Source organism: Ancylobacter polymorphus (assembly GCF_022836935.1).
Taxonomy (GTDB): Bacteria; Pseudomonadota; Alphaproteobacteria; order Rhizobiales; family Xanthobacteraceae; genus Ancylobacter; species Ancylobacter polymorphus_A.
The window spans coordinates 179,314-198,798 of record NZ_CP083242.1 but is presented as its reverse complement, the minus strand read 5'-3'; the positions used below and the strand labels follow the sequence as shown (position 1 = coordinate 198,798).

The 19,485-nt window shown below is 61.8% G+C and carries 23 protein-coding genes; 9 read left to right on the top strand and 14 right to left on the bottom strand.

Annotation, left to right across the window (positions count from 1 at the left end; genetic code table 11):
* Positions 1-59: 59 nt before the first annotated feature.
* On the bottom strand, positions 60-2,162 hold the full coding sequence (locus tag K9D25_RS24320) for a heavy metal translocating P-type ATPase (RefSeq protein WP_432207980.1): 2,103 nt from the start codon (positions 2,160-2,162) through the stop codon (positions 60-62).
* Positions 2,163-2,382: 220 nt separating this feature from the next.
* Positions 2,383-3,294, bottom strand: a complete 912-nt coding sequence (gene arcC, locus K9D25_RS24315; RefSeq protein WP_244451388.1) for a carbamate kinase — start codon at positions 3,292-3,294, stop codon at positions 2,383-2,385.
* 427 nt (positions 3,295-3,721) lie between these two features.
* Between arcC and copM the strand changes: the two genes are divergently transcribed.
* The 3 genes from copM (at position 3,722) to K9D25_RS24300 (ending at position 5,551) form a co-directional block, all read left to right on the top strand.
* Entirely contained in the window at positions 3,722-4,189 is a 468-nt protein-coding gene (gene copM / locus K9D25_RS24310; RefSeq protein ID WP_244451387.1) for a CopM family metallochaperone, read from the top strand.
* 76 nt (positions 4,190-4,265) lie between these two features.
* A complete protein-coding gene (locus K9D25_RS24305) occupies positions 4,266-4,736 on the top strand; it encodes a hypothetical protein (RefSeq protein ID WP_244451386.1) in 471 nt (156 codons plus the stop codon).
* Between the two features lie 137 nt (positions 4,737-4,873).
* On the top strand, positions 4,874-5,551 hold the full coding sequence (locus K9D25_RS24300; RefSeq protein WP_244451385.1) for an NrsF family protein: 678 nt from the start codon (positions 4,874-4,876) through the stop codon (positions 5,549-5,551).
* Positions 5,552-5,625: 74 nt separating this feature from the next.
* Here the strand turns inward: K9D25_RS24300 and K9D25_RS24295 are convergent, their stop codons facing one another.
* The 3 genes from K9D25_RS24295 to K9D25_RS24285 all read right to left on the bottom strand — a co-directional run bounded on the left by K9D25_RS24295 (position 5,626) and on the right by K9D25_RS24285 (position 7,983).
* A complete protein-coding gene (locus tag K9D25_RS24295) occupies positions 5,626-6,900 on the bottom strand; it encodes an SAM-dependent methyltransferase (RefSeq protein ID WP_244451384.1) in 1,275 nt (424 codons plus the stop codon).
* A 138-nt stretch (positions 6,901-7,038) separates the two neighbouring features.
* Positions 7,039-7,695, bottom strand: a complete 657-nt coding sequence (locus K9D25_RS24290) for a methyltransferase family protein (RefSeq protein WP_034462663.1) — start codon at positions 7,693-7,695, stop codon at positions 7,039-7,041.
* 21 nt (positions 7,696-7,716) lie between these two features.
* Positions 7,717-7,983, bottom strand: a complete 267-nt coding sequence (locus K9D25_RS24285) for a DUF2933 domain-containing protein (protein WP_034462664.1) — start codon at positions 7,981-7,983, stop codon at positions 7,717-7,719.
* 971 nt (positions 7,984-8,954) lie between these two features.
* On the opposite strand from K9D25_RS24285, the gene K9D25_RS24280 reads away from it, so the two are divergent.
* The 3 genes from K9D25_RS24280 to ppk2 all read left to right on the top strand — a co-directional run bounded on the left by K9D25_RS24280 (position 8,955) and on the right by ppk2 (position 11,921).
* On the top strand, positions 8,955-9,299 hold the full coding sequence (locus K9D25_RS24280; protein ID WP_244451383.1) for a hypothetical protein: 345 nt from the start codon (positions 8,955-8,957) through the stop codon (positions 9,297-9,299).
* A 266-nt stretch (positions 9,300-9,565) separates the two neighbouring features.
* On the top strand, positions 9,566-10,384 hold the full coding sequence (locus tag K9D25_RS24275; RefSeq protein ID WP_244451382.1) for a Crp/Fnr family transcriptional regulator: 819 nt from the start codon (positions 9,566-9,568) through the stop codon (positions 10,382-10,384).
* A gap of 766 nt (positions 10,385-11,150) precedes the next feature.
* Positions 11,151-11,921 (top strand): polyphosphate kinase 2, encoded by a 771-nt coding sequence (gene ppk2 / locus K9D25_RS24270; RefSeq protein WP_244451381.1) that lies wholly within the window; start codon positions 11,151-11,153, stop codon positions 11,919-11,921.
* A gap of 480 nt (positions 11,922-12,401) precedes the next feature.
* Here ppk2 and K9D25_RS24265 read toward each other — a convergent pair whose 3' ends face one another.
* The gene (locus K9D25_RS24265) at positions 12,402-13,058 is read right to left on the bottom strand and encodes an RNA polymerase sigma factor (protein WP_244451380.1); all 657 of its coding nucleotides are present in this window, start codon (positions 13,056-13,058) and stop codon (positions 12,402-12,404) included.
* A 296-nt stretch (positions 13,059-13,354) separates the two neighbouring features.
* Between K9D25_RS24265 and K9D25_RS24260 the strand changes: the two genes are divergently transcribed.
* Positions 13,355-13,978 (top strand): acyl-homoserine-lactone synthase, encoded by a 624-nt coding sequence (locus K9D25_RS24260; protein ID WP_244451379.1) that lies wholly within the window; start codon positions 13,355-13,357, stop codon positions 13,976-13,978.
* Between the two features lie 29 nt (positions 13,979-14,007).
* The gene (locus K9D25_RS24255; RefSeq protein WP_244451378.1) at positions 14,008-14,253 is read left to right on the top strand and encodes a hypothetical protein; all 246 of its coding nucleotides are present in this window, start codon (positions 14,008-14,010) and stop codon (positions 14,251-14,253) included.
* Between the two features lie 12 nt (positions 14,254-14,265).
* On the opposite strand, the gene K9D25_RS24250 is transcribed toward K9D25_RS24255, so the two are convergent.
* Genes K9D25_RS24250 through K9D25_RS24215 form a run of 8 tightly spaced genes read right to left on the bottom strand, consistent with a single transcriptional unit; the run spans position 14,266 to position 18,684 of the window.
* A complete protein-coding gene (locus K9D25_RS24250) occupies positions 14,266-14,958 on the bottom strand; it encodes a hypothetical protein (RefSeq protein WP_034462668.1) in 693 nt (230 codons plus the stop codon).
* Positions 14,955-15,419 (bottom strand): hypothetical protein, encoded by a 465-nt coding sequence (locus K9D25_RS24245; protein WP_244451377.1) that lies wholly within the window; start codon positions 15,417-15,419, stop codon positions 14,955-14,957. The genes K9D25_RS24250 and K9D25_RS24245 overlap by 4 nt, the downstream gene beginning before the upstream one ends.
* Positions 15,420-15,443: 24 nt before the next feature.
* On the bottom strand, positions 15,444-16,100 hold the full coding sequence (locus tag K9D25_RS24240; RefSeq protein ID WP_244451376.1) for a hypothetical protein: 657 nt from the start codon (positions 16,098-16,100) through the stop codon (positions 15,444-15,446).
* 11 nt (positions 16,101-16,111) lie between these two features.
* Positions 16,112-16,654: a hypothetical protein gene (locus tag K9D25_RS24235; protein WP_244451375.1), complete on the bottom strand. Its 543-nt coding sequence runs from the start codon at positions 16,652-16,654 to the stop codon at positions 16,112-16,114.
* Positions 16,651-17,238, bottom strand: a complete 588-nt coding sequence (locus K9D25_RS24230; protein ID WP_244451374.1) for a nuclease — start codon at positions 17,236-17,238, stop codon at positions 16,651-16,653. The genes K9D25_RS24235 and K9D25_RS24230 overlap by 4 nt, the downstream gene beginning before the upstream one ends.
* Positions 17,225-17,563: a single-stranded DNA-binding protein gene (locus K9D25_RS24225; RefSeq protein WP_244451373.1), complete on the bottom strand. Its 339-nt coding sequence runs from the start codon at positions 17,561-17,563 to the stop codon at positions 17,225-17,227. Before K9D25_RS24225 ends, K9D25_RS24230 begins: the two co-directional genes overlap by 14 nt.
* Positions 17,564-17,591: 28 nt before the next feature.
* Positions 17,592-18,194 carry a thermonuclease family protein gene (locus K9D25_RS24220; protein ID WP_034462674.1) on the bottom strand — a complete coding sequence of 201 codons (603 nt, stop codon included), beginning with the start codon at positions 18,192-18,194 and terminating at the stop codon, positions 17,592-17,594.
* A 1-nt stretch (position 18,195) separates the two neighbouring features.
* Positions 18,196-18,684, bottom strand: a complete 489-nt coding sequence (locus K9D25_RS24215; RefSeq protein WP_244451372.1) for a hypothetical protein — start codon at positions 18,682-18,684, stop codon at positions 18,196-18,198.
* Between the two features lie 99 nt (positions 18,685-18,783).
* Here K9D25_RS24215 and K9D25_RS24210 point away from each other — a divergent pair, with 99 nt between their 5' ends.
* Positions 18,784-19,482, top strand: a complete 699-nt coding sequence (locus K9D25_RS24210) for a lytic transglycosylase domain-containing protein (RefSeq protein ID WP_244451371.1) — start codon at positions 18,784-18,786, stop codon at positions 19,480-19,482.
* The last annotated feature ends 3 nt before the right edge of the window (positions 19,483-19,485 follow it).

Below are 19,485 nucleotides of genomic sequence, written 5' to 3'. Positions count from 1 at the left end.
CCGATGGAGGATTAACAGCCCCGGCCATCCTTTTCGGATGGCCGGTTCGCAGAAGCCCATTATCCTTGCCTGCGGTAAAAGCGCAGGAACTGCGCATTGATGGCGACAATGATGGTGCTGGCGGACATGAAGACCGCAGCGACGGCCGGCGTCATTAGGAAGCCGGTGCCGAAGGTAATCCCGGCGGCCATCGGAATCGCCACGGTGTTGTAACCCGTCGCCCAGATGAGGTTCTGCACCATCTTGCGGTAGGTGGCGCGGGACAGTCCCAGAATGGCCGCGACGTCGCGAGGATCGCTCTTCACGAGCACGACATCCGCGGACTCGACCGCAACATCCGTGCCGGCACCGATGGCGACGCCGAGGTCCGCCTGAACCAGCGCTGGCGCATCATTGACGCCATCACCGACCATCGCAACCGAGAGCCCGCGGGCCTGCAGTTCCTTGATCTTGTCGGACTTCTGGTCGGGCAGCACCTCTGCGAAATACTCCGCGATGCCAAGTTCCTTCGAGACGCTCTCGGCGACGCCCTTCGCATCACCCGTCAACATAACCGGCTTGATGCCAAGTCGCGTCAGCTCGGAGATCGCGTCCTTGGATTCCGGCCGGACGATGTCGGCGAGTGCGAAGAGTGCCCGCGGTGCGCCATCCCTCAGCAGCGCTACCACCGTCTTGCCCTGAGCTTCGAGTTGCTTGAGCTTATCGTGCGTGACGGGCTTGCCCTGCCGGGCGAGATGGCCGGGGCTGACGATACGGATGTCTTGGCCATCGACTTTCGCGACAATGCCTTCGCCTGTGATGTTGCTCACCTCGCTGGCCTTGGGAATGGTCAGGTTCCTGCGCTTGGCCTCGGCGACGATGCCGTGAGCGATAGGGTGTTCCGATTGATTTTCCGCTGCCGCGGCAAATGTGAGTTCCGTGTTCTCGTCCCCATCAGCAAGCAGGACAATGTCGCTAACCCCGAAGCGGCCTTCCGTCAGCGTGCCCGTCTTGTCCAGCACGACAGCGTCGAGATTGCGTGCGCGCTCGAACGCGGCGCGGTCGCGGATGAGTAGGCCGTTGCTGGCGCTCAGCGATGTGCTGACGGCGACCACTAGCGGCACGGCAAGCCCAAGGGCATGCGGGCAAGCCACGACCATCACGGTGACCATGCGTTCCAGTGCGAACTCAAGCGGCGCGCCGAGCCAAAGCCACCAGACGAACAGCGTTCCGAAGCCGACGACCAGGGCAATGTAGGTCAGCCAGGCGGCCGCCCTGTTGGCGATATCCTGTGTCCGCGAACGCGTCGCCTGCGCTTTTTTCACCAGATCGATGACCTGGGCGAGATAGGTCGCGTCACCTGTCTTGGTCACTTTGATGGTCACGGCGTTGGCGCCGTTGATCGCCCCGCCGATCGCCGTTGCACCGACCGTCTTGGTGACGGGACGCGATTCGCCCGTCAGCATGGCTTCGTTGAAGCCTGACGATCCCTCGACGATTTCTCCGTCAACCGGCACCTTGGCGCCCGGGCGGACGATGACGCGGTCACCCGGCTTCAAATCCGTGATCGATACATCGTGCGTCGTGCCGTCGGCATCGATGCGTGTGGCGTGGTCAGGCAACAGCCGGACTAGCTCCTCCAATGCGCGCGACGCACCCATCACCGAGCGCATCTCGACCCAATGGCCGAGCAGCATGATGGCGATAAGCGTGACGAGCTCCCAGTAGAACGCCTCGCCCGGGAAACCGAATGTGACCGCCGCCGAGAAGAAATACGCCGCCGAGATCGCCATCGCGATGAGCGTCATCATCCCGGGCTGTCCCTTGCGGAGCTCGGAGAAGAAGCCGGTTAAGAACGGCCAGCCGCCGTAGAGATAGGCGATGGTCGACAGCGCGAAGAGGACCAGCCCGTCACCTGGGAAGGACAGGACATCCGTGAGACCGAGCCAATCCCGGATCATCGGCGAAAGCACCAGCACCGGAGGCGTCAGGACCAGGGTGACCCAGAATCGACGGCGGAAATCTGCGACCATGGCTCCGTGGTCGTGACCAGCGTGGTCCGAATGGCTGGACCCGGCTGCCGCAACGATTTTGGCGCCGCCGTGACCGGCGTCGGATCCGAATTTTGCACTAGTGTGCTGCTGATGGTCGTGGTGATCGTGATGGGAATGCGGTGAGCTCATTCGTCCTCGTCCGTCAGATGGCCTGGCCAGAGCGTGGCCATGGCGAGCAATAGGTGTCTCTGCCGCACTGATCATAACTTGGAGCGACAACGTCCTTGTCACGAACCTTGCCGCCACACGCCCTGAAATCTTTAATCCAGATCAAGTTCAGCGTGTCCGTCGCTTCGGTGCGCCCGACGAAGCCTCCGGCAGGATCTCGGAGGAGGGGGAGCGAATGCGTCTATCCGAGTGTGATGGTTGTCCCGGCTTTGCCCTCGAGGATCTTCCGGGCGTCTTCCAGGCGTCCAATGCCCGCGATCCGGCCGGGCGTCACGGCGAACTGGCAGGCGGCCTCCACCTTCGGCCCCATGGAGCCGGGTGGGAACTGGTGGGCCGGAAGTTCATCGGGTCGCGCACGTCGCACGAGACGTTGTTGAGCCGTGCCCCAGTCGAGATAAACGGCATCGACATCCGTCAGCATCAGAAATGCATCGGCGGCGAGGTCGGCGGCCAGCAGTCCGGCAGCGCGATCCTTGTCGATGACGGCCTCGACGCCCTGAAGGTCGCCGGAGGGCTTGCGGATGACTGGAATGCCGCCGCCGCCGGCGCAGATGGTGACGACCTTGGCCGTGACCAGCATGCGGATGACCTCGATCTGCACGATCCGCTTCGGCAACGGGGAAGGGACAACGCGTCGCCAGCGGCCTGGCGTCTCTTCAACCATGGGCCAGCCATGCTCGGCGCGGGCTCGTTCGGCCTCCTGGGCCGCATAAATCGGACCGATCGGCTTCTCGGGCCGGCCGAACGCGGGATCGTCGTGCTCTACCTCGATGTGTGTGAGCAAGGTCGCCAGCCGGGTCGCCGGCGGAAGGGCGTTGGCGAGCTCCTGCTCGATCATGTAGCCGATCATGCCGATGCTTTCAGCGCTGATGACGTCGAGGGGGTAGGGCGGAACCTCCTTCAATGGGGCGGCTTGCAGGGCGAGCAATCCCACTTGCGGGCCACTTCCATGAGCGACGACAATGTCGTGGCTGCTTGCGAGCTCGGTGAGCGCCAGGGCGGCCTTTCGCACATTGGCGCGCTGAGCATCGGCACTCATAGGCTGTCCCCGCTGCAGCAGCGCATTCCCTCCAAGTGCAACGACAATGCGCATTGTCAGATCTCCAGGCGTCCGGAGAATAACGGGGGCAAAGAAGCTGCTTCCGGGCCGTGATAAGCGCCGTTCTTCCGGCCTCGAATCGGCGAAAGATCATTCGTCACCAGCTCTTCACCTATGTTCGTGCCCCACTCGCAACGCGCCAAACGACAGCCCCGCCTCGGTCGCCTGATGTCAGCTCGACATAGTACGCGCAGGGCCGCGCGAGCGCGTCCCACACCTTGTCTCAGTTGAGTAACTGGACTCATCTGTCGGGGGCCGAAGCTGATCGATCCTTGATCGAAGTTAAGTTCATGGTGGCGCGTTCTACCGTACTTCAAGGATTGAAAAGTAGGTGGCGGTCTATCCAGCGCTTCGTCGGTAAATGAGAGCTGGCGTTGCGCGGCCGCAACACCACAACGAACGATATGAGGAGGGCCTGTTCATGCAATTCAAGTTGAAAGCGATGCTGGCATTCGCGGTCCTGTTCGCGCCGACGCTCGCCCTTGCGCAGCATGACGCGCATCACGACGGTGATGCGGGTGCCCCGGCCTCACCGCCCGCCGCAATGGTGCCACAGCAGCAATGCGCAGCGATGATGGGGATGATGAAAGGCATGATGGGCGAGCACATGTCGGCATGCCTGGCGGCGTTACCGTCGGCCTCGCAGGCTTACATGCGGGCGATGATGGGCATGCACATGCCGATGATGGAAGCGATGCAGGCGAAAGACCCGGACGTGGCTTTCGTAAAGGGAATGATCCCGCACCATCAGGCCGCGATCGACATGGCGCGGGCGGTTCGTCAGTTCGGATCCGACGAGCCGGTAAAGGCCATGGCTGAGCAGATGATCGCGGGCCAGCAGGCCGAAATCGATCGGATGCGCGAGTGGTTGCGGAAACGCGGCCAATAGGTCGGACTGTGGGTTCCGACGCCGCGATTCTGGACCGCCGCGAGTTTGCGATGTGAGTGTGATCGGAGCAGATCAGATGGTTGTGCGGGCGTGGCTGCGGCGCGCTGGTGGCGTCATCGTCGCAATGACGTTGGCGATCGGCACGGCGGTCGCTGATGATGGCTATCGCCAAGCGGATGGCCTGGCGGTCTATCTTGGCCTCGTGCCGGCGGCGGTCGTTCGAGGACATCCAACCGCTCACTCGGAAAGCACGATGCACGGCGGCGCCGGAACGGGACGCCATCAGCAACACATCGTCGTGGCGGTGTTCGATGCGCAAACGGCTGCGCGCATCGAGAATGCGCGGGTATCCGCGACGATCGGCGGCCTTGGTCATGTCGGCCAACAAACCGTAGAGCTCGATCCCATGAGGATCGAGAACACCGTCACCTACGGGGGATTTATCACCCTTCCGGGCAACGATCGGTATGAAATTGTCGTCACGGTTATCGTTCCGGCACGTTCGCGCCCAGTGTCGGTGACTTTCTCAAGCGCTCACGTTCAATAGACCGGGCACAAGCGACGCCAGCGCGCGATCGCCGCCGCCATTCGGATTCGTCCGGACTGAGATCGCAAGAGCGCGTTAGTAACAAAGTGCTGCTTGATTACGAAAGATATGGGTAGGACCTCGTCTGGAGGCTGACCATGACATGGCACCGACTTCGAACGGAACGGTTGATCGAAAGGCTTGTCGCCGACCTACGGCCTTGGCAAATCGAAAGGCGGATCCGCACCCATCGGCTCTGGATGGCTGCCGTTCTCGCGATCGTCTTGCCCCCGCTCGCACTTGCGCAGCCTTTTCGTGCCGATCTCGCCTCCCGATTGGCGGATGCGATGTTCGTCGCCTCTATCGCGACCTCCGCGATGATCTTTGTCACAGGTCTCGTAACGGTGCTCATACTGGGCACCCCAGGCCGATCGTGGCTCTGGCTTCTGGTTCCGCTGGTTGCCTGCGGGCTATGGCTCGTCTCGGAGTCAGCAAGCATTGCCGTCGACCTCTCCCGTGAGGGTTGGCGTGCCTGGGCCTTCGAGACCAGCCCGCAATGCCCGCTGATCATCGGGGCAGTCGGCGTGCCGGTTTTCTTCGCCCTCGTTGGCGTCAGCCGGGTCGGCCTCATTGTGTGGCGAGGACCGATCATCGCGATTGCCGCTCTGTCGGCCTTTTCCCTGCCCGCAACCATGTTGAACCTGTTTCACAGCCTGGACACGGGAGCGATGGTCCTGCTGTGGCATTTCGGCTCCATCACTGTTTTCTCGATCACCGCAGCTTTCCTCCTCAGCCGTCGCATTCCGCGCGGGTTGTGCGACTGGCTCGGATTATGAGCGGCCGGTCGGCGCAAGAATGACCCTCTGATTGGCGAGCGCACGCGACCGGCTCATTGCGGCGGCACGGCTTTTCAGCTGACCGCCGCAAAGGCGGCCTCCTCTATCCGTTCGCATTCCGGCTGGTCGATCATGACGCCCTGCAAGCGGTGTTCTTCCTCCTGAATATAGTTGCGGGTGAGCGGTACGGCGTTCTGCCGTCTGGCGATCTGAATCTGGAACACCATCATGCCTTGATAGCGAAAGGCGAGTTCGGAGACGCCGAGATAATACTCCCACAAGCGGGCGAAGCGCTCATCAAACAGGTCGACCACTTCATTGCGGCGGGCGAGAAATCGCTCGCGCCAGTGTCTGAGCGTTTCCGCATAATGCAGGCGGAGGATTTCAATGTCGGTGACGACGAGGCCCGCCCGCTCGATCGCCGGCAGCACCTCGGAAAGCGCCGGGATGTATCCACCTGGAAAGATATACTTCGCGATCCAGGGGTTGGTGTAGCCCGGCGCATCGGAGCGGCCGATCGAGTGAAGCAGAAGCACGCCATCCTCATCCAGCAAATCGCGGCATTTTCGGAAGAAGGCGTCATAGTTGTTCACGCCGACATGTTCGAACATGCCCACGGAGACGATGCGATCGAAGCGTTCGGTCACGTCCCTGTAGTCCTGCGACCGAAAGTCGAGACGTCCCGGATCTGGAGCAGCAGCGGCGCGGGCCTTGGCGAATTCGAGCTGCTCGGCCGAGAGGGTGATTCCGGTGACGCGGGCGTTGAACGTGTCAGCGAGGTAGAGTGCCAAACCTCCCCAGCCGCAGCCAATGTCAAGAATGCGCGCATTGTGACGGGCTCGCAGCTTTGCTGCGATATGGCGCTTCTTGGCCTGCTGCGCCTCTTCCAGGGACATGTCTGCGTTTTCGAAGTAGGCGCAACTATATTGCATGTCGCTGTCGAGAAAGATTTTGTAAAGCTTCCCGCTGAGGTCATAGTGATGGGCGACGTTTCGCCTGGATCGCTTGCGGTCGTTTTTTTGCGCCAGCCGCCGAAGGGCGAAGCGCAGGCCGGACAGCATTTTTGTCGCGATCGGCGGGGCGCCGGTGCGATCCTGCGACAAGAGCAGCTCGAGCAGCTGCGTGATGGTGCCCTGCTCGACAAGGAGGTCGCCGTCGACGAAGGCCTCGCCAAGGTGCAGTTCCGGATCGAGCAGGACCCGTCGCTGCGCCGTGGCAGATCTGAACCGTATGGCAACCGCGAAGCCACAGCCGTCACCGAATGTTCGGGCGATACCATTGGCTGTCGTTATCGTGAGACTTCCGGTTTTGATAAGACGACGAAGAGATTTGAAAACAAGGGCATCCATGGCCGCGCTTTCTCAGTCGATTTGACGCAAACCCGGACTAGAATGCGCGTGGACGGGCAGCAGACTTTAACGTGGATTGAACAGACGCAGCGCTGAAGTCATAAATGGTCGAGTCGATTATCGGTTCGACAATTGTGCTCATCCTCTCGCATCGGCGCGCTGCGCCGAGAGACGCGGAATGAACGCCGGAACTTCTCGCATATAGCGCGCATAGGCGTCGCCAAATTCGGCGAGAGATTCGCGTTCTTCGTGCTTGGAAAGTCGCCAATACATGAAGACCAGGACAGGGAACATTGCGAGTGTCAGCAGCGTCGGCCACTGCAGCAGAAAGCCGAACATAACAAGGACGAAGCCGACATATTGCGGATGCCGGATCCGCGCGTAGATGCCTGTCGTTGCCAGCTTGTGCTGCCGTTGCGCCTGATACAGCGGCTTCCATCCGGCGGAGATCAGGATGAAGCCGCCGCCGATAAAGACGAAGCTCAGGATATGGAAGGGACCGAAGTGGGGATTAGCGCGCCAGCCGAACAGCTCTTCGAGCAGGTGGCCGGCGTCATGCGAGAACCAGTCGACGCCGGGATAGCGCGACTGCAGCCAGCCGGAGAGCAGATAGATCGTCAGGGGAAAGCCGTACATCTCGGTGAAGAGCGCGATGATGAAGGCGCTGAAGGCGCCAAAGGAGCGCCAGTCCCGCGGCGTCGCCGGCTTGAAGAAGCTGAACGCGAAGAAAATGAAGACGATCGAGTTCAGAACAACGAGGGACCAGAGACCGTAGGCTGGAATACTGTCGTGCATCGGGGCGCTCCGCTGAGATCATCAATGCTGGTGCGGGGATTGGCCAGGTGGCGACGTCGGGGTATTTTGGTCACCGCCATGCCCGCCGTGTTTGCCGTGCATGAACACATGCAGGAGCGGGCATGCAAGGATGAGAAGAAAGGGCAGCCAGCCCAGAAGATGCGCGCTATGTTCCGTGATCAGGTAGAATGCGGCGATCGCCAGAAAGCCGTAGAGTGCAATGTTCGCCGCGCTGAAGCGGCTCGGCCGCTGTGGCTCTTGGTTCAGGTGGTCGGTGTGTGGTTGCATCACGGCCTCGCCGGGTTAGTGACCTTGCCAAATGACGATGGGCATAGTCCTTCCCGAGGAAACGAAGGGCCGCTGCCGTGAGCGGTTTGGCAAATCGCGCGTCTGCTCACCTGCGAACGTTTGAGCGCCTCCAGCGAGCCAGTCTTTAATCTCGGTTAAAGCGGCGACGCCGGCGCGCGGAAGCCGCAGGCGGCGGCCGACCTAATGTCTGTCGGTCCGTCGGGACCGGCGCGGTTTCAAGGCTGTGCTCGTCGTTGCGTATCGAAGCCCCCTCGCGCCACGAGAAGGTGCGGCGGCCGGCGAGGCATCATCCCCCCGAACCGAAGAGACCGATGGCAAGGCACTGAATTCGCGCACCAAGCTTGCCACCGATCGCGCGCACGAACCAACGCGGATGTCGATGCCGGACGCGGCGAGGCGCTCCCGCTCGGCGCTGCCGATAAACCCGCAGACGAGCTTGGTGGCTCCGCTTGAGAGGATGAGCTCACAGGTGGATTCGCTGGTTCGCTCACGATTCGGTCGAAATTCTCGAGCCGGCGAGAGCGGGTCGATCAGGAGCAGGCCATCGCATTTGGCGAAGAACGGGCACAGGAGGGTTCTCTGCCGGCTGCGCGAGACGAGCAGCGCGACCCATCGCGTTCGTTCTGCCGGTGTCGGGTCTATCGTGGGCATTTCCGATCCGCAGGACACGTCCTAGAGCATTTAGAGATCATGGCCGGGGCATTTGCACTTTAATCTCGATCAAACATCGATCGAACAGCGACCAACGCCATGAAAGGGCACGGGATTTCAAGGGAAGGGCCGTTCCGTGGCCGATTGGTTCGCGTGATTGATCTGAATCAAGACGCGTTTTCCTGGAATGTGATGGAGATTAGCCGTCGGCTTCTTTCAACAGCGCAAGAGGGATAAGGTTCATCCTGCGCGCGCGGTTGCGGCGCGGCCGCCAACGGAAAGCCTATAGGGGCGAGCGAATGCTCAGGATCCTGGCCTTGCTGATGTTCTGCACGCTGTCCTTGCTTGCGCAAGGGGCATCGGCGCAGGCCCATGCGGGTCATGCCAGCCAAGTCAGGCCGCAGAGAGACGCCAGCGTATCGGCGGTACTCGTTTCCGCGCCGCAGAAGAGTGATTGCCTGTTCCATGATGCGCGCTGCTGCAAGAGCATGTGCGCCATGTGTTATCTGCCGATGCCACCACAGGATCAAGATGTCCTGACCATTCGGCTGGAGTCCTCTGCGCTGCTGCCCTCGCGCGAGGATCTTGCGCGGCTCGTCTTACTCGGAAGCGATCCTCCCGTCCCGCGCTTTTGCAACCTGTAGGGCTTCCTGGCCATCCTGTACCCCGCTGCTTCGTTGGGGACATGGCTGAGTTCGGCTACGCCCGACTGAGTGACTTGGCACGGGCCAACGGTCATCAGCGACATTTCTGCCAAAGAATTTGTTGGGCTGCGTGAGCAGCTGCCGCAACGGGCTTCGCGCCCGGGAGGTGTAATGTGAGCTTGGATCGAGCGTCTTTAACAGAAAAGACAGCCCGGTCGCTCCGCCGCGACGATTGGGGAACCGTCGAGCGCGAGCGGAATGGACTGGTGTTACGTGAATTGTCGTTGGCTGACGCGAGCCGCCGAAGCTGCGCGCGGGGCGATGAGTTGATACGGCGCCGCGGGCGCCAGGAGGCGCAGGACGGCGCGCCGGCAGGCGCGTCGGCCGGTGGAGCTTTGCCGACCGAGCAGCATCGTCTGCTTCCCGGCTACCACACGGGCGATCGCAAAATCGAAGCCGGCCGCGACCTGTTCAGCCTAGGGTGGACAGGCAAATCGGTTTTCAATCTGCTCGATGGCTGGGTAGCTGTTTATACTTTGTTGGAGGATGGGCGACGGCAGATCGTTCAGTTCGCGCTGCCGGGCGCGATCCTGGGGATTCTGCCGTCAAGACGAGGGCCCGCGACGATCGGCGCGCAGGCCTTAACGGATGTGACCGTAGCCGTCATTCCTGTCCCTGTCCTGACCGCCCATACCCGCACAGAACCGGAGATCTGCCAGCGGCTGGTGCGGTCGCTGGCACGCGATTGCAGCCTCGCCTTCGATCATCTGACGAGCATCGGACGGCGGTCGGCCCGCGAGCGGGTTGCGCACCTGCTCCTCGAGCTGTTCACGCGCTACCGCGCACAATGGCCGGGCAATCATATTGAGGAGATGACGCTCCCGCTGACGCAGGAACAGATCGGTGATGCAACGGGGCTCACGTTCGTCCACGTCAACCGCGTGCTCAGCGCGATGCGCAAGGAGGGTATCGTTCAATTCCACTATCGTCGATTGCGAATACTGAACCCAGATCGACTTATCGAGGTCGCCGGCGTGGACCCCGAAACGGCGATGGGCTGGCTCGAGCGCCGACCGTGGACGTAGGTTCGACTGAGTTGAGCATCGGCCTCCAGCCGAAGTTGCAGAGCGTGCGTCGCCGGCTGCAGCCGTTCACTTCGGACCATGGTCGTGGCGGTCAGGCTGATGATCGGTCTCCTCACCAGGCTCCAGGCAACTACGCCTCGCACCGGAACCCGCAAATACGCAAAACAACGAAGCCATCGAAGCCACTTGGCCGAGCGCACCAACTAAAGGGCCTAGGGTCGTTGATGCTTAATCGAGATTAAAGATGCCGCATCTTGACATGGCTAGCTTCATGGATGGTGAAGCGAATGCGCACGAAGCGCAAGCAGTAGCAACGCCTCTATCATCATGCCTTTGGAGCAGGAGCCATCGCGATGAAATCTGTCGACGAGACCAAATCCCCCGCGCATGCCGCGTCGACTTCCGCCTCTTGTTGCGGAGACCACAGGAGATCGGAAGGTGGGACAGGCCATGCCCGCGACACATGCGCGTCTCACGAAGGCGACGCCCAACCTGCGGCAACGGCAGGATCCGCTGGTGATCAGGGTGGCTCAGCCTCCACCGCGCGCGTTCAACCGAAAAGATCGAGCTGCTGCGGCGGGGGTTGATATTGCCTAGCCGCGTAACGCGGACAGCGCGCCGTATGCGGCCTGGACGATCTCGATTCCGTCACCCGTTTGGCGGAGAACACTTTCCGGAATGAACCTTTGGCCTGAAATCCCTTCCAGGCCTAATTGAGCGCCTGCAACGGCGTAATGCATGACAGACTAGATGGCAGGATTCGTAAATGGGCAAGAAGGACAAGCGCGACGCCGCGAGCAAAGCACTTCGCGAGCTCCAGGTTGACCTGTCGCGGCTCCAAAAGCATGTCATTAAATCCGGCAAGAAGGTTCTGGTGCTCTTTGAGGGACGAGACGCCTCCGGCAAGGACGGAACGATAAAGCGGATCGTCGAGCATCTCAGCCCACGCGACACGCGTGTTGTCGCCTTGGGCAAGCCGTCTGACAGAGATCAGAGATCCTGGTATTTTCAACGTTGGGTTCCGAACCTCCCTGCCGGCGGAGAGATCGTGCTGTTCAATCGCAGCTGGTACAACCGTGCCGGGGTCGAGCGGGTTATGGGCTTCTGCAGCGACGAGGACTATGAAGAATTCCTGACGACAGCACCACTCTTCGAGCAGTTGCTCGCCCATTGCGGCGTCACCATTGTCAAATACTATTTGGATATCTCGCGGAGTGAACAGAAACGTCGGCTGAAAGAGCGACGAGATGACCCACTGAAGCAGTGGAAGCTCAGTCCCATCGACGACGCTGCGACAAAGCACTGGGATGATTATAGTACAGCCCGCAATGAAATGCTGGCCCGAACGCATACGCCCTTCGCGCCGTGGACTATGGTCCGCGCAGACGACAAATCGGAGGCCCGCCTTAACGTCATCCGTGATCTTTTGACGCGTTTCGAATTCGGCGGAAAGGATCGTGCGCGCGACCTCCCCGACCCGAATGTCGTATTTCCCTATGACAAAGCGGCGCTGACGAACGGCCAGATCGCGTCGTGATCACGTCATATGGGTCGCCCTCGAAAACAGAGTAACCGACAGCGCATGAGCGTGCAGGTTACCACCCCAAGGACACTCCGATAATGGACCACTCGTATATGATGCTCGGCTACTGGTCATCTTGGCACTGGGTCGCGTTCGTCGTGTTTGCAGCCTTGGTGCTTTACCCAATTGGGCGCATTCTCGGTCGGATTGGATACTCACCATTCTGGTCGGTTCTTGCATTCGTGCCGCTGGCCAATCTGCTCGGCCTCTGGATCGTTGCGCTGGGAGAATGGCCGCGACAAAGGTCTCGTTCCTCATGACGCGAGCGTTTCGCCCCTCGACGGCCCGCTTGAGAACGACGATTTAGGTCGCAGGCGACCTACTTGGCTCTCAATTGGAACCGGTGCGTGAGCGATCCTGATTGCGCCAGATCAGACACACAGCCGGCGGTCGGTATGGGTGCAGCCATGAAGTAGTATCGGCGAGCCCCCCGGGTTATGGGGTGGTCTTGGCCTTGGCATCGGCGAACGCTTGCGTTTGTTCGCCTTTTTCGCAATGGCAATCCAAGAAGCCATGCACCGGACACGTCCGGCACATCTCTTCGAGACGTTTGCGCAACGCCTGTCGGCCGCGATGCAATCGCACGGTCAGATTGTTCAACGACGTCCCCAAACTCTCCGCCAAACGGTTCCTCGGTTCTCCGAGAATATCGGCGCGCCAGATGATGTCGGCGTATTCTGCCTTCAGCGTCGGCAATAGGCGATAAAGACAGTTGCAGATCGCCGCGTCGAGCTCCTCATCGACGGGGTGGTTCTCGACCTCAGCCTGATCGACTACGATTTCGCGGCGGCGGCGGCGTGCCGTCTCTCGTTGGTAGTCGACGATCGTTGTCGCGAGGATGCGGCCCAACCAGCCGCGCACCATTCGAACATCGTGGAGCTGAGATGCGCGTTCGAGTGCCCGTAGTGAGAAGCGCTGCAAGACCTCGTCTGCCGCGTCGCGATCGCCGAGGCGCCGCTGGAGGAACTGAAGGATTTGCTTTTGGGCTTCGACCAGAGCGCTCTGCACGGCGCGGTCGTGAGGCTTTGCAGCTTCATGATCCTCGACACCGCGGGACGCTGGCACGTCGTCTTGGTGGCTGTTTGACGCCATGCTTCACATTCCTTGACTCGAAGATGCGCGAGGCGCGCAGGTCAGACTGACAGGAGGAGGCGCCACTTCTTTAACCCAGATCAAGATCTGTTCCTGAGCTCGCTCGCGTTCCTGCCTACGGCATTGCATAAGCGGCGAGATAATCTGTGCCATTGCTTCCGAAATATCGCCCGCTTTTGACCTTGGGTCGTCCCGCACGAGCTTCCAATCGCGATTTCAATGGAGCTTTGTACCCATACAATGTGGGCAGATAGCATGCGCAACTCGGCCTTGTTCTCATTGCCGAGGAGTTCAACATGCTCATGGTCATCCCCGGTTCGGACGTCAGTCGGCACCCCGCCCTGATGAACCGCGCCCACCGATTCCGTCACGGCGTCTTCGTCGAGGAGAAGGGCTGGGAGGAGCTGCGTCAACCCGATGGTTGCGAGCGTGACCAGTTCGACGACGCATATGCCGTTCATCATATCTGCCTGCGCGGCGAAGAGATTGTGGGTTATCAGCGCCTGCTGCCGACCACCCGTCCGCACCTGCTGACGAACGTGCTGACGGACCTTTGCCGGCGCGCACCGCCCCGCGGCCCGCGCATCTTCGAGTGGACGCGCTTTTGTGTTGCGCAAGGCCACCGCGAAATGCGGCCGCGCGGCGATAGTCCTTTCCTCGAGCTCGCGCAGGGAGTCGTCGAATGGGGGGCGGCGAACCGGGTCGACACCGTCACCGTCGCGATCGACTGGCGCCTTATGGTGATCGCCATGCAGCTCCGCTTTTTTGTGAGACCGCTCGGGTTTCCCAAACGGGTCGGCCGAGACGAGGTCGTGGCGCTGCGCATGTCATTCAATCGCGAAACGTTGACGGCGATTCAAGCGGCACGCGGGTGCACCGATCCGGTTCTACCAACTGCGTGCTGGCCGTCGGCTGCGTGACGCGATGAAGATAAAATGGAGGAGTGCTTGTGATACGAACTGCCGATACCAAGATCGTTGCTCACGAGCTGCATGCCCGTTACGACCATCTACGCGCCGTAACTTTGATCGGGCGCACGCTTCAGAAGGCGCTATTCGCCGGGAGATCCGACGAAGTCGTCTTCTGGGCGCTGGTTCACGCCCATTATCGGGGTGGCGATCTGTGCGCGTCGACGGAAGATCAGCTTAACTTCTTCTCGCCCTTCATTATCCGCGATCCGTCCGAGATGAATTGATCATCAGGCAATCTAGACGTCGGTGGGGCTGACGATGATTGAAGCTGTCGACGGTGTCGGCGGGTTGGCGGCTATGCCGGTGGAGGTCGGGAAATCGCCCGGCCCAGTCGGGCTTTGTTGGCAAACCGCCGACTGGTCTCCCGTGAAACAGGAGGCATCATAGCCGGCGCCACGGATCAAATAACTGCAGACGCTGACGCCATTGCCGTCCTTGACGTTCCGGGCGTTGCAGTCGCCGCCCGCGGCATAGTTTGCAAGCTTTCCGCGGGGGCCGCAGCCGAACTGGCAGGCCATGAGGATCGCAGACTGGTCGACCGTGGCGCAGCGACCGCCGTAGCATACCTGCTGCCCGATCAGCGAGGTCATGCCGTTGCTCTGCGCCTTTGACCACTCATCCTGCTGATATCGGGTCCAGGCCGCGACCTGCGCGGAGGGGTCGTTGAGAAAGCTTTGAGCATTGCCGTTGTAATAACGTTCGAAGGTGCCCGGACAGAACTGGAACGCCCCAAGGCAACCCGCCTGGTTGATAGATCCGAAATTCCCCTCGCTGCTCGAGACCTTGGCCGCAAAATTCGCGCAGTTCGCCGGAATGCCGGCCGAGGTCAGGCTCGCGGCGGATTCTCCCGCGAGCGCCAGCGTCGCCGACAGGCAAAGTACGACGCCTGCGTTGAAGACAGCCGATTGGACAGCGCGAGGGCGGCTCATGGCTTCACCGACCCGATCTCGAACTTGAAGTCTCCGTTGACCAGCGTCTTGCCGTCGTCGCTAAGGAGAAAGGGATGCTCGGCAAACGCGGCCTGCGGGCCCGAGTTCGACAGCCCGGCGAAGCGCGGATCATCGGGAGGGACGATCTGATGCATCATGTCGTCGACTAGGATGGCCGGCGGCTGGTGCGGAGCCACGCGCACGAGGCGCGTGGGGCAGGTCGCCGACGCGCAGTCGTCGTTCCATATCTGCGAGATCAAGTAGTCGCCGCGCGGGGTGCGCAGTTCATATTCGTGAATGGTCACGGTGCCGGAAGAACCGGCTGCCAGCGCATCGCCGGTCCAGATCTTGTCGGGATCCTGGCTCACGTTCCGGTAGGAGGTCTTATAGGTGAAAGCCACGTCGGCCGCGGCCGCTGCCCCCGCGGCGAGCAGCCCCGCCGCGGCGAGCAGACAAATCATGTGAGAGCGCATCCTTGTGTCTCCTCAATCAGCATTGCGCCGGCCCAGCGGCACATCCAGCGAGCAGCCATCGACAGCCTTATGGTTGACGATCATGCCCGTCTTCAGCGTTCGTTTCGGCACGTCATATGACGCATAGGCGGCGGACACCGTAGGATCGGGCGATGCGCCGGGCTCGAGCTCAAGAAAGCAAGCGTAACCGCCGTCCAGCGTGTGGACTTGAATCCCTTCGTAAATCGCGATCCGTATGGGGCAGAGCTTCACCGTCGCGCGCGCCTGCGGCACCGCGGTCTTGATCGTGCATCCAATCGCCGTGTTGAGAATACTTAGGACAACGGAACGACCGCGGCTCCAGATGACGAAATGAGCTTCGGTGACGGGCGCGTTACCGCCCGCGAAGCGATGATCGCCGCGTTGCCGATAGCCATCATTGTTGCGTTCGATCGCATCCTTCCAGATATCAGTGTAGGTAGCGGTCGCGCGTGAGGGCCGCTGTAGATCAGCATAGGCCATTGGCCGCCACGTCCCTGGGTCCGGCGTCACCGTTTGCGCCCAAGTTGGAGTGTTCATCATCCCGGCGAACTCCATCATCAGGAAAACAGCGGCAGCGGGTCGAATAGCCGGCGACACGCGCTGCGTATAACATCTAATATAATGACTCAACGGGTTTGCCGCCTGCATCGTGCTGCCTGCTATTCGTAGCGATCGCGCCCCGGCCACCACTTCCAGAAATCTGTGGGCGAGCGCTCGCGATTGCGCCAGGGCACCGCGCTGCGCGGCGGGTCGATTGGCTGCATGTTCCATACGTCGCCGTGGTAATAGAAATTCACGGCCTCGCGGCGCAGACGGCGACCGCTGGTGTCCAGAAAATCCGTAGCGCAGTGAACGACGGGACCGCGGTAGCGGGTCACACGGGCGGTTTGCGCGTCCAGCGCACCTGGCTTGCACCCGAACAGCCATACCCACGAGGGGGTGCCGTCGGCGGCATCGCCAGCGTGGAGCCTCTGATAAGCCGCATTGGCCTCCGGCTGGGTCGGGTAGGGAAAGCGATCGGTCAAAATCGGCGCAAATGTCGAACGGTCGGGAGCATATTCGAGACGGCCGGGCTTGACGACGGCGGGCGTGTAGAGCGGCTCACGCGCGGGGGGCCCATAGTCTGAGACCGGCCATGGCTGCGGCGCAGCGCAGGAGGACAGCAGCAGAACGGGGATGATGAGAACGGCGGCGCGGCTCATGGCGTTGCCTCGGAGCGTGCGAGTGGCAGCGTCGTCGGATGGTTGGCACGCCACTCCCACGGCATCTGGAACGTGCTCGACCAAAGCCCGCGAAAGGCTTTCCGCGCATCCTGCTCGGCTCGGATGTATACCCGGACGGGCGGATCCTGCTCCGTGCCGGGAAGCGCCACGGCAACACCGGCCCGGAGCATGTCGGCGGCGATGTCGGGATGGCCAGCCGTGGCGCAACGCACCAGGTGTTCTGATGCCTCCTTCCGCAATGTGTTGCAGGCGAGCCAGGCATTCAGCGTCGCCGTAACGAGCCACGAGATCGCCATCGTCCCGCACGGCCAGGGCTGTCTGCCCAGGCGTGCGGTTTGGCCGGGCGCGCAGGTATCAATGCCGTAGAGTCGGTAGACTTCGTCTGTCTCAATATCGCGGAAACGCACTCCGTCGATGACTTCGACCCGCAATGGCCGCGATTGAAGCGGCGCCTGCGGCGCATAGACGCCGTCCTTCCGATCGGCGGACTGCGCCTCAGCCGCGGTCATCATAGCGACTGCCAGGAGCGCGATCGTGAGCAGCAGGCCGTCATGCCGCCGCATCGTCGCGTGCACCGAGGTCGAGCTTGTGGAAGACGTTGGCGATGATGTCGGTGGTATAGACCGTCTCGCCGTCCTTCTTATAGGAGCCGTCGGCGATCCGGCATTCCGCATAGACGGCATCGCCCTTCGCAACGTTGGCGATGACCCAGGCCGCAGCCTTTTCATTGAGGACGGTGACGGTCACCCAGTCGGTCTCTTCGTGTCGTTCGCCCTTGGTATCGGTCCAAGCGCGATCGGTCGCGACATTGACCTTGGCGGCCTTGTTGAACGCCTTCGGCGCCTGTCCCACAAAACCGCGGACGATGAAAAGATTTGTGGTTCGCATGCTCGCTCCTCGTGCTGGATGTTGATGCCTATGGCGTCGCTTCTTTCCCGTCGGACCTCCCGGTCCCGGGCGCGGCCAGGGGCTGCCTTAGGGCGCGCAAGATGATCGCGTTCGGATCGGGAACATCGGCAAAAGCCCACAATCCAACCTTGGATCGCTGCGCGACGAGTTGGGCCACGAAGTACGGCGCATGGACCGGTTGTCCGTCCGGCTTCAATGCCGAGAACGCAAATCCGGTCGAGATCAAAGCGGTGCCGAGATCGATGCGCGAACCCGCTGCAGCCCCTTTGTTCGGGCTGGCCAGGCAGAACACGAAAACGGTTCGCAGTTGCGGCGACTCGGCCGCATCATAGCACTGCGGTCTCAGATCGCGCACCAGCGCGACCAGCATGGCAAGCGAGGCCTCACCGCAGTCACGCTTGAGGCCATGCCCATTCGTGAAGCTCGTGCCACGCAGGCAGGCCTGGACGCCATAAAGGCGGTAGGTCCGATCGCCGTCCGACCAGCTGTCGCCTGTCAGATAGATGGCGTCCGCTGGAACTGGAAACCAGGACGACGCGGGTTGAGCCGTCACCACTGTTGCGGTGAGTGGCAGGGCCAAAATCCCGGCGAACAGCGATGCCCCGCCCATGCTAGTAGCCCTGCAGCGAGAAGTAGAACCGCTGCACGCCATTGGCCGAGCTGATGTCGACGTAATACGGCTCCTTCCGGTGCTGGCGCGGCGTCGTCGGATATGTGGTGGTACAGCCGCCATCGCTTCCAGAGCAGGTGCGCTCGGGCTTGGAGAGATCTGCGCACAGCTCTCCGTTGGGCGACGGCGGGGTTTCGCTGCCCGCCGATCCCGCGACGGGCGTCAGGCCGGAGGGACAGGGTTCGTAGGGCTCATAGCCGGGGTTGCTGGCGTGCCCTTCAGAACAGGACGGCCAACTGCCGCCGCGTGCCAGCCGCCGAAACAATTCCTGCATGACCGGGACGCAATAGGGAATGCCGGACCAGCTCGGATTGCTGGCCGCCGCACAGAGCAGCACCTTGCAGCCGAACGAGGCGTCCTGCGCTACGGCGGGTGGGGCGACCGCAGGAACGAGGCCGACAAGGGCGAGCAGGGCGAAGCAGTGGTTCATCCAACCCTCCGGATCGGAGCTGGGGACGTGGCTCACTAACCGGTTGCCAACGTAACAACATCTAATATATTGTCTATTGAAAAGTGAGGGTCTGGAGGCATGGCGAGACGAATCGCGGTAATCGCATTGGGGATGGCGGTGGCTTGCGCTGGGGCGAACGCCCAGGATGCCGCGACCTTGCCGCGGGTCGCGACCGTCGATGCGTCCGGCCGGGTCCTTCCGCTCGACCCCTCGCGTTTCCGCCTCGATGCCGCCGCGCCTGGGCCCACCGCATGTGCTAACGCACAGGCGATGGCGCCAGACGAAGCGCGAGCTCTGGTGGCCCGCATCGCGACGGAAGAGCAGTTCTCGCCCGACTTCGTCCAATCGGTGGCGAAAAACGAAAGCCGCTACAACTCGATCGCGCTGTCGGAAAAGGGCGCCTTCGGCCTGATGCAGTTGCTTCCACAGACCGCGGATCGGTTCAAAGTCGACCTCTGCGATCCCGCCGATAACGTGCGTGGCGGCATTCGCTTCCTGCGCAGCCTCCAGGACAAATACAAGAATTTGTTCTTTGTTCTCGCCGCTTACAACGCCGGCGAAGAAGCCGTCGCCAAGAGTCGCGGCGTTCCTCCCTATCCTGAGACGGTGCGCTTCGTCGCTCAGGTCATCAACGACTTCAACAGCTGGCCGACTCCTGGCGGCGACCCGCGCGCGTCAGCACAGCCGGATGTCGTCGAGATGGCTCCTAGGGCCGACGCGGGGCGCCAACGCGCGGGAAGGCAGTGGAATGATGGCTTCGTCATGCACGTCGATTGACAG

What these genes read in the sequence shown, in the direction of transcription:
- K9D25_RS24300 (WP_244451385.1), top strand. Translation starts at nt 4,874, where the DNA reads ATGACATGGCACCGACTTCGAACGGAACGGTTGATCGAAAGGCTTGTC.
- K9D25_RS24220 (WP_034462674.1), bottom strand. Translation starts at nt 18,194, where the DNA reads ATGGGCGGGGCATCGCTGTTCGCCGGGATTTTGGCCCTGCCACTCACC.
- K9D25_RS24290 (WP_034462663.1), bottom strand. Translation starts at nt 7,695, where the DNA reads ATGCACGACAGTATTCCAGCCTACGGTCTCTGGTCCCTCGTTGTTCTG.
- K9D25_RS24240 (WP_244451376.1), bottom strand. Translation starts at nt 16,100, where the DNA reads ATGCAGGCGGCAAACCCGTTGAGTCATTATATTAGATGTTATACGCAG.
- K9D25_RS24280 (WP_244451383.1), top strand. Translation starts at nt 8,955, where the DNA reads ATGCTCAGGATCCTGGCCTTGCTGATGTTCTGCACGCTGTCCTTGCTT.
- K9D25_RS24305 (WP_244451386.1), top strand. Translation starts at nt 4,266, where the DNA reads ATGGTTGTGCGGGCGTGGCTGCGGCGCGCTGGTGGCGTCATCGTCGCA.
- K9D25_RS24225 (WP_244451373.1), bottom strand. Translation starts at nt 17,563, where the DNA reads ATGCGAACCACAAATCTTTTCATCGTCCGCGGTTTTGTGGGACAGGCG.
- ppk2 (WP_244451381.1), top strand. Translation starts at nt 11,151, where the DNA reads ATGGGCAAGAAGGACAAGCGCGACGCCGCGAGCAAAGCACTTCGCGAG.
- K9D25_RS24210 (WP_244451371.1), top strand. Translation starts at nt 18,784, where the DNA reads ATGGCGAGACGAATCGCGGTAATCGCATTGGGGATGGCGGTGGCTTGC.
- copM (WP_244451387.1), top strand. Translation starts at nt 3,722, where the DNA reads ATGCAATTCAAGTTGAAAGCGATGCTGGCATTCGCGGTCCTGTTCGCG.
- K9D25_RS24295 (WP_244451384.1), bottom strand. Translation starts at nt 6,900, where the DNA reads ATGGATGCCCTTGTTTTCAAATCTCTTCGTCGTCTTATCAAAACCGGA.
- K9D25_RS24260 (WP_244451379.1), top strand. Translation starts at nt 13,355, where the DNA reads ATGCTCATGGTCATCCCCGGTTCGGACGTCAGTCGGCACCCCGCCCTG.
- K9D25_RS24265 (WP_244451380.1), bottom strand. Translation starts at nt 13,058, where the DNA reads ATGGCGTCAAACAGCCACCAAGACGACGTGCCAGCGTCCCGCGGTGTC.
- K9D25_RS24250 (WP_034462668.1), bottom strand. Translation starts at nt 14,958, where the DNA reads ATGAGCCGCCCTCGCGCTGTCCAATCGGCTGTCTTCAACGCAGGCGTC.
- K9D25_RS24320 (WP_432207980.1), bottom strand. Translation starts at nt 2,162, where the DNA reads ATGAGCTCACCGCATTCCCATCACGATCACCACGACCATCAGCAGCAC.
- arcC (WP_244451388.1), bottom strand. Translation starts at nt 3,294, where the DNA reads ATGCGCATTGTCGTTGCACTTGGAGGGAATGCGCTGCTGCAGCGGGGA.
- K9D25_RS24235 (WP_244451375.1), bottom strand. Translation starts at nt 16,654, where the DNA reads ATGAGCCGCGCCGCCGTTCTCATCATCCCCGTTCTGCTGCTGTCCTCC.
- K9D25_RS24285 (WP_034462664.1), bottom strand. Translation starts at nt 7,983, where the DNA reads ATGCAACCACACACCGACCACCTGAACCAAGAGCCACAGCGGCCGAGC.
- K9D25_RS24215 (WP_244451372.1), bottom strand. Translation starts at nt 18,684, where the DNA reads ATGAACCACTGCTTCGCCCTGCTCGCCCTTGTCGGCCTCGTTCCTGCG.
- K9D25_RS24230 (WP_244451374.1), bottom strand. Translation starts at nt 17,238, where the DNA reads ATGCGGCGGCATGACGGCCTGCTGCTCACGATCGCGCTCCTGGCAGTC.
- K9D25_RS24245 (WP_244451377.1), bottom strand. Translation starts at nt 15,419, where the DNA reads ATGATTTGTCTGCTCGCCGCGGCGGGGCTGCTCGCCGCGGGGGCAGCG.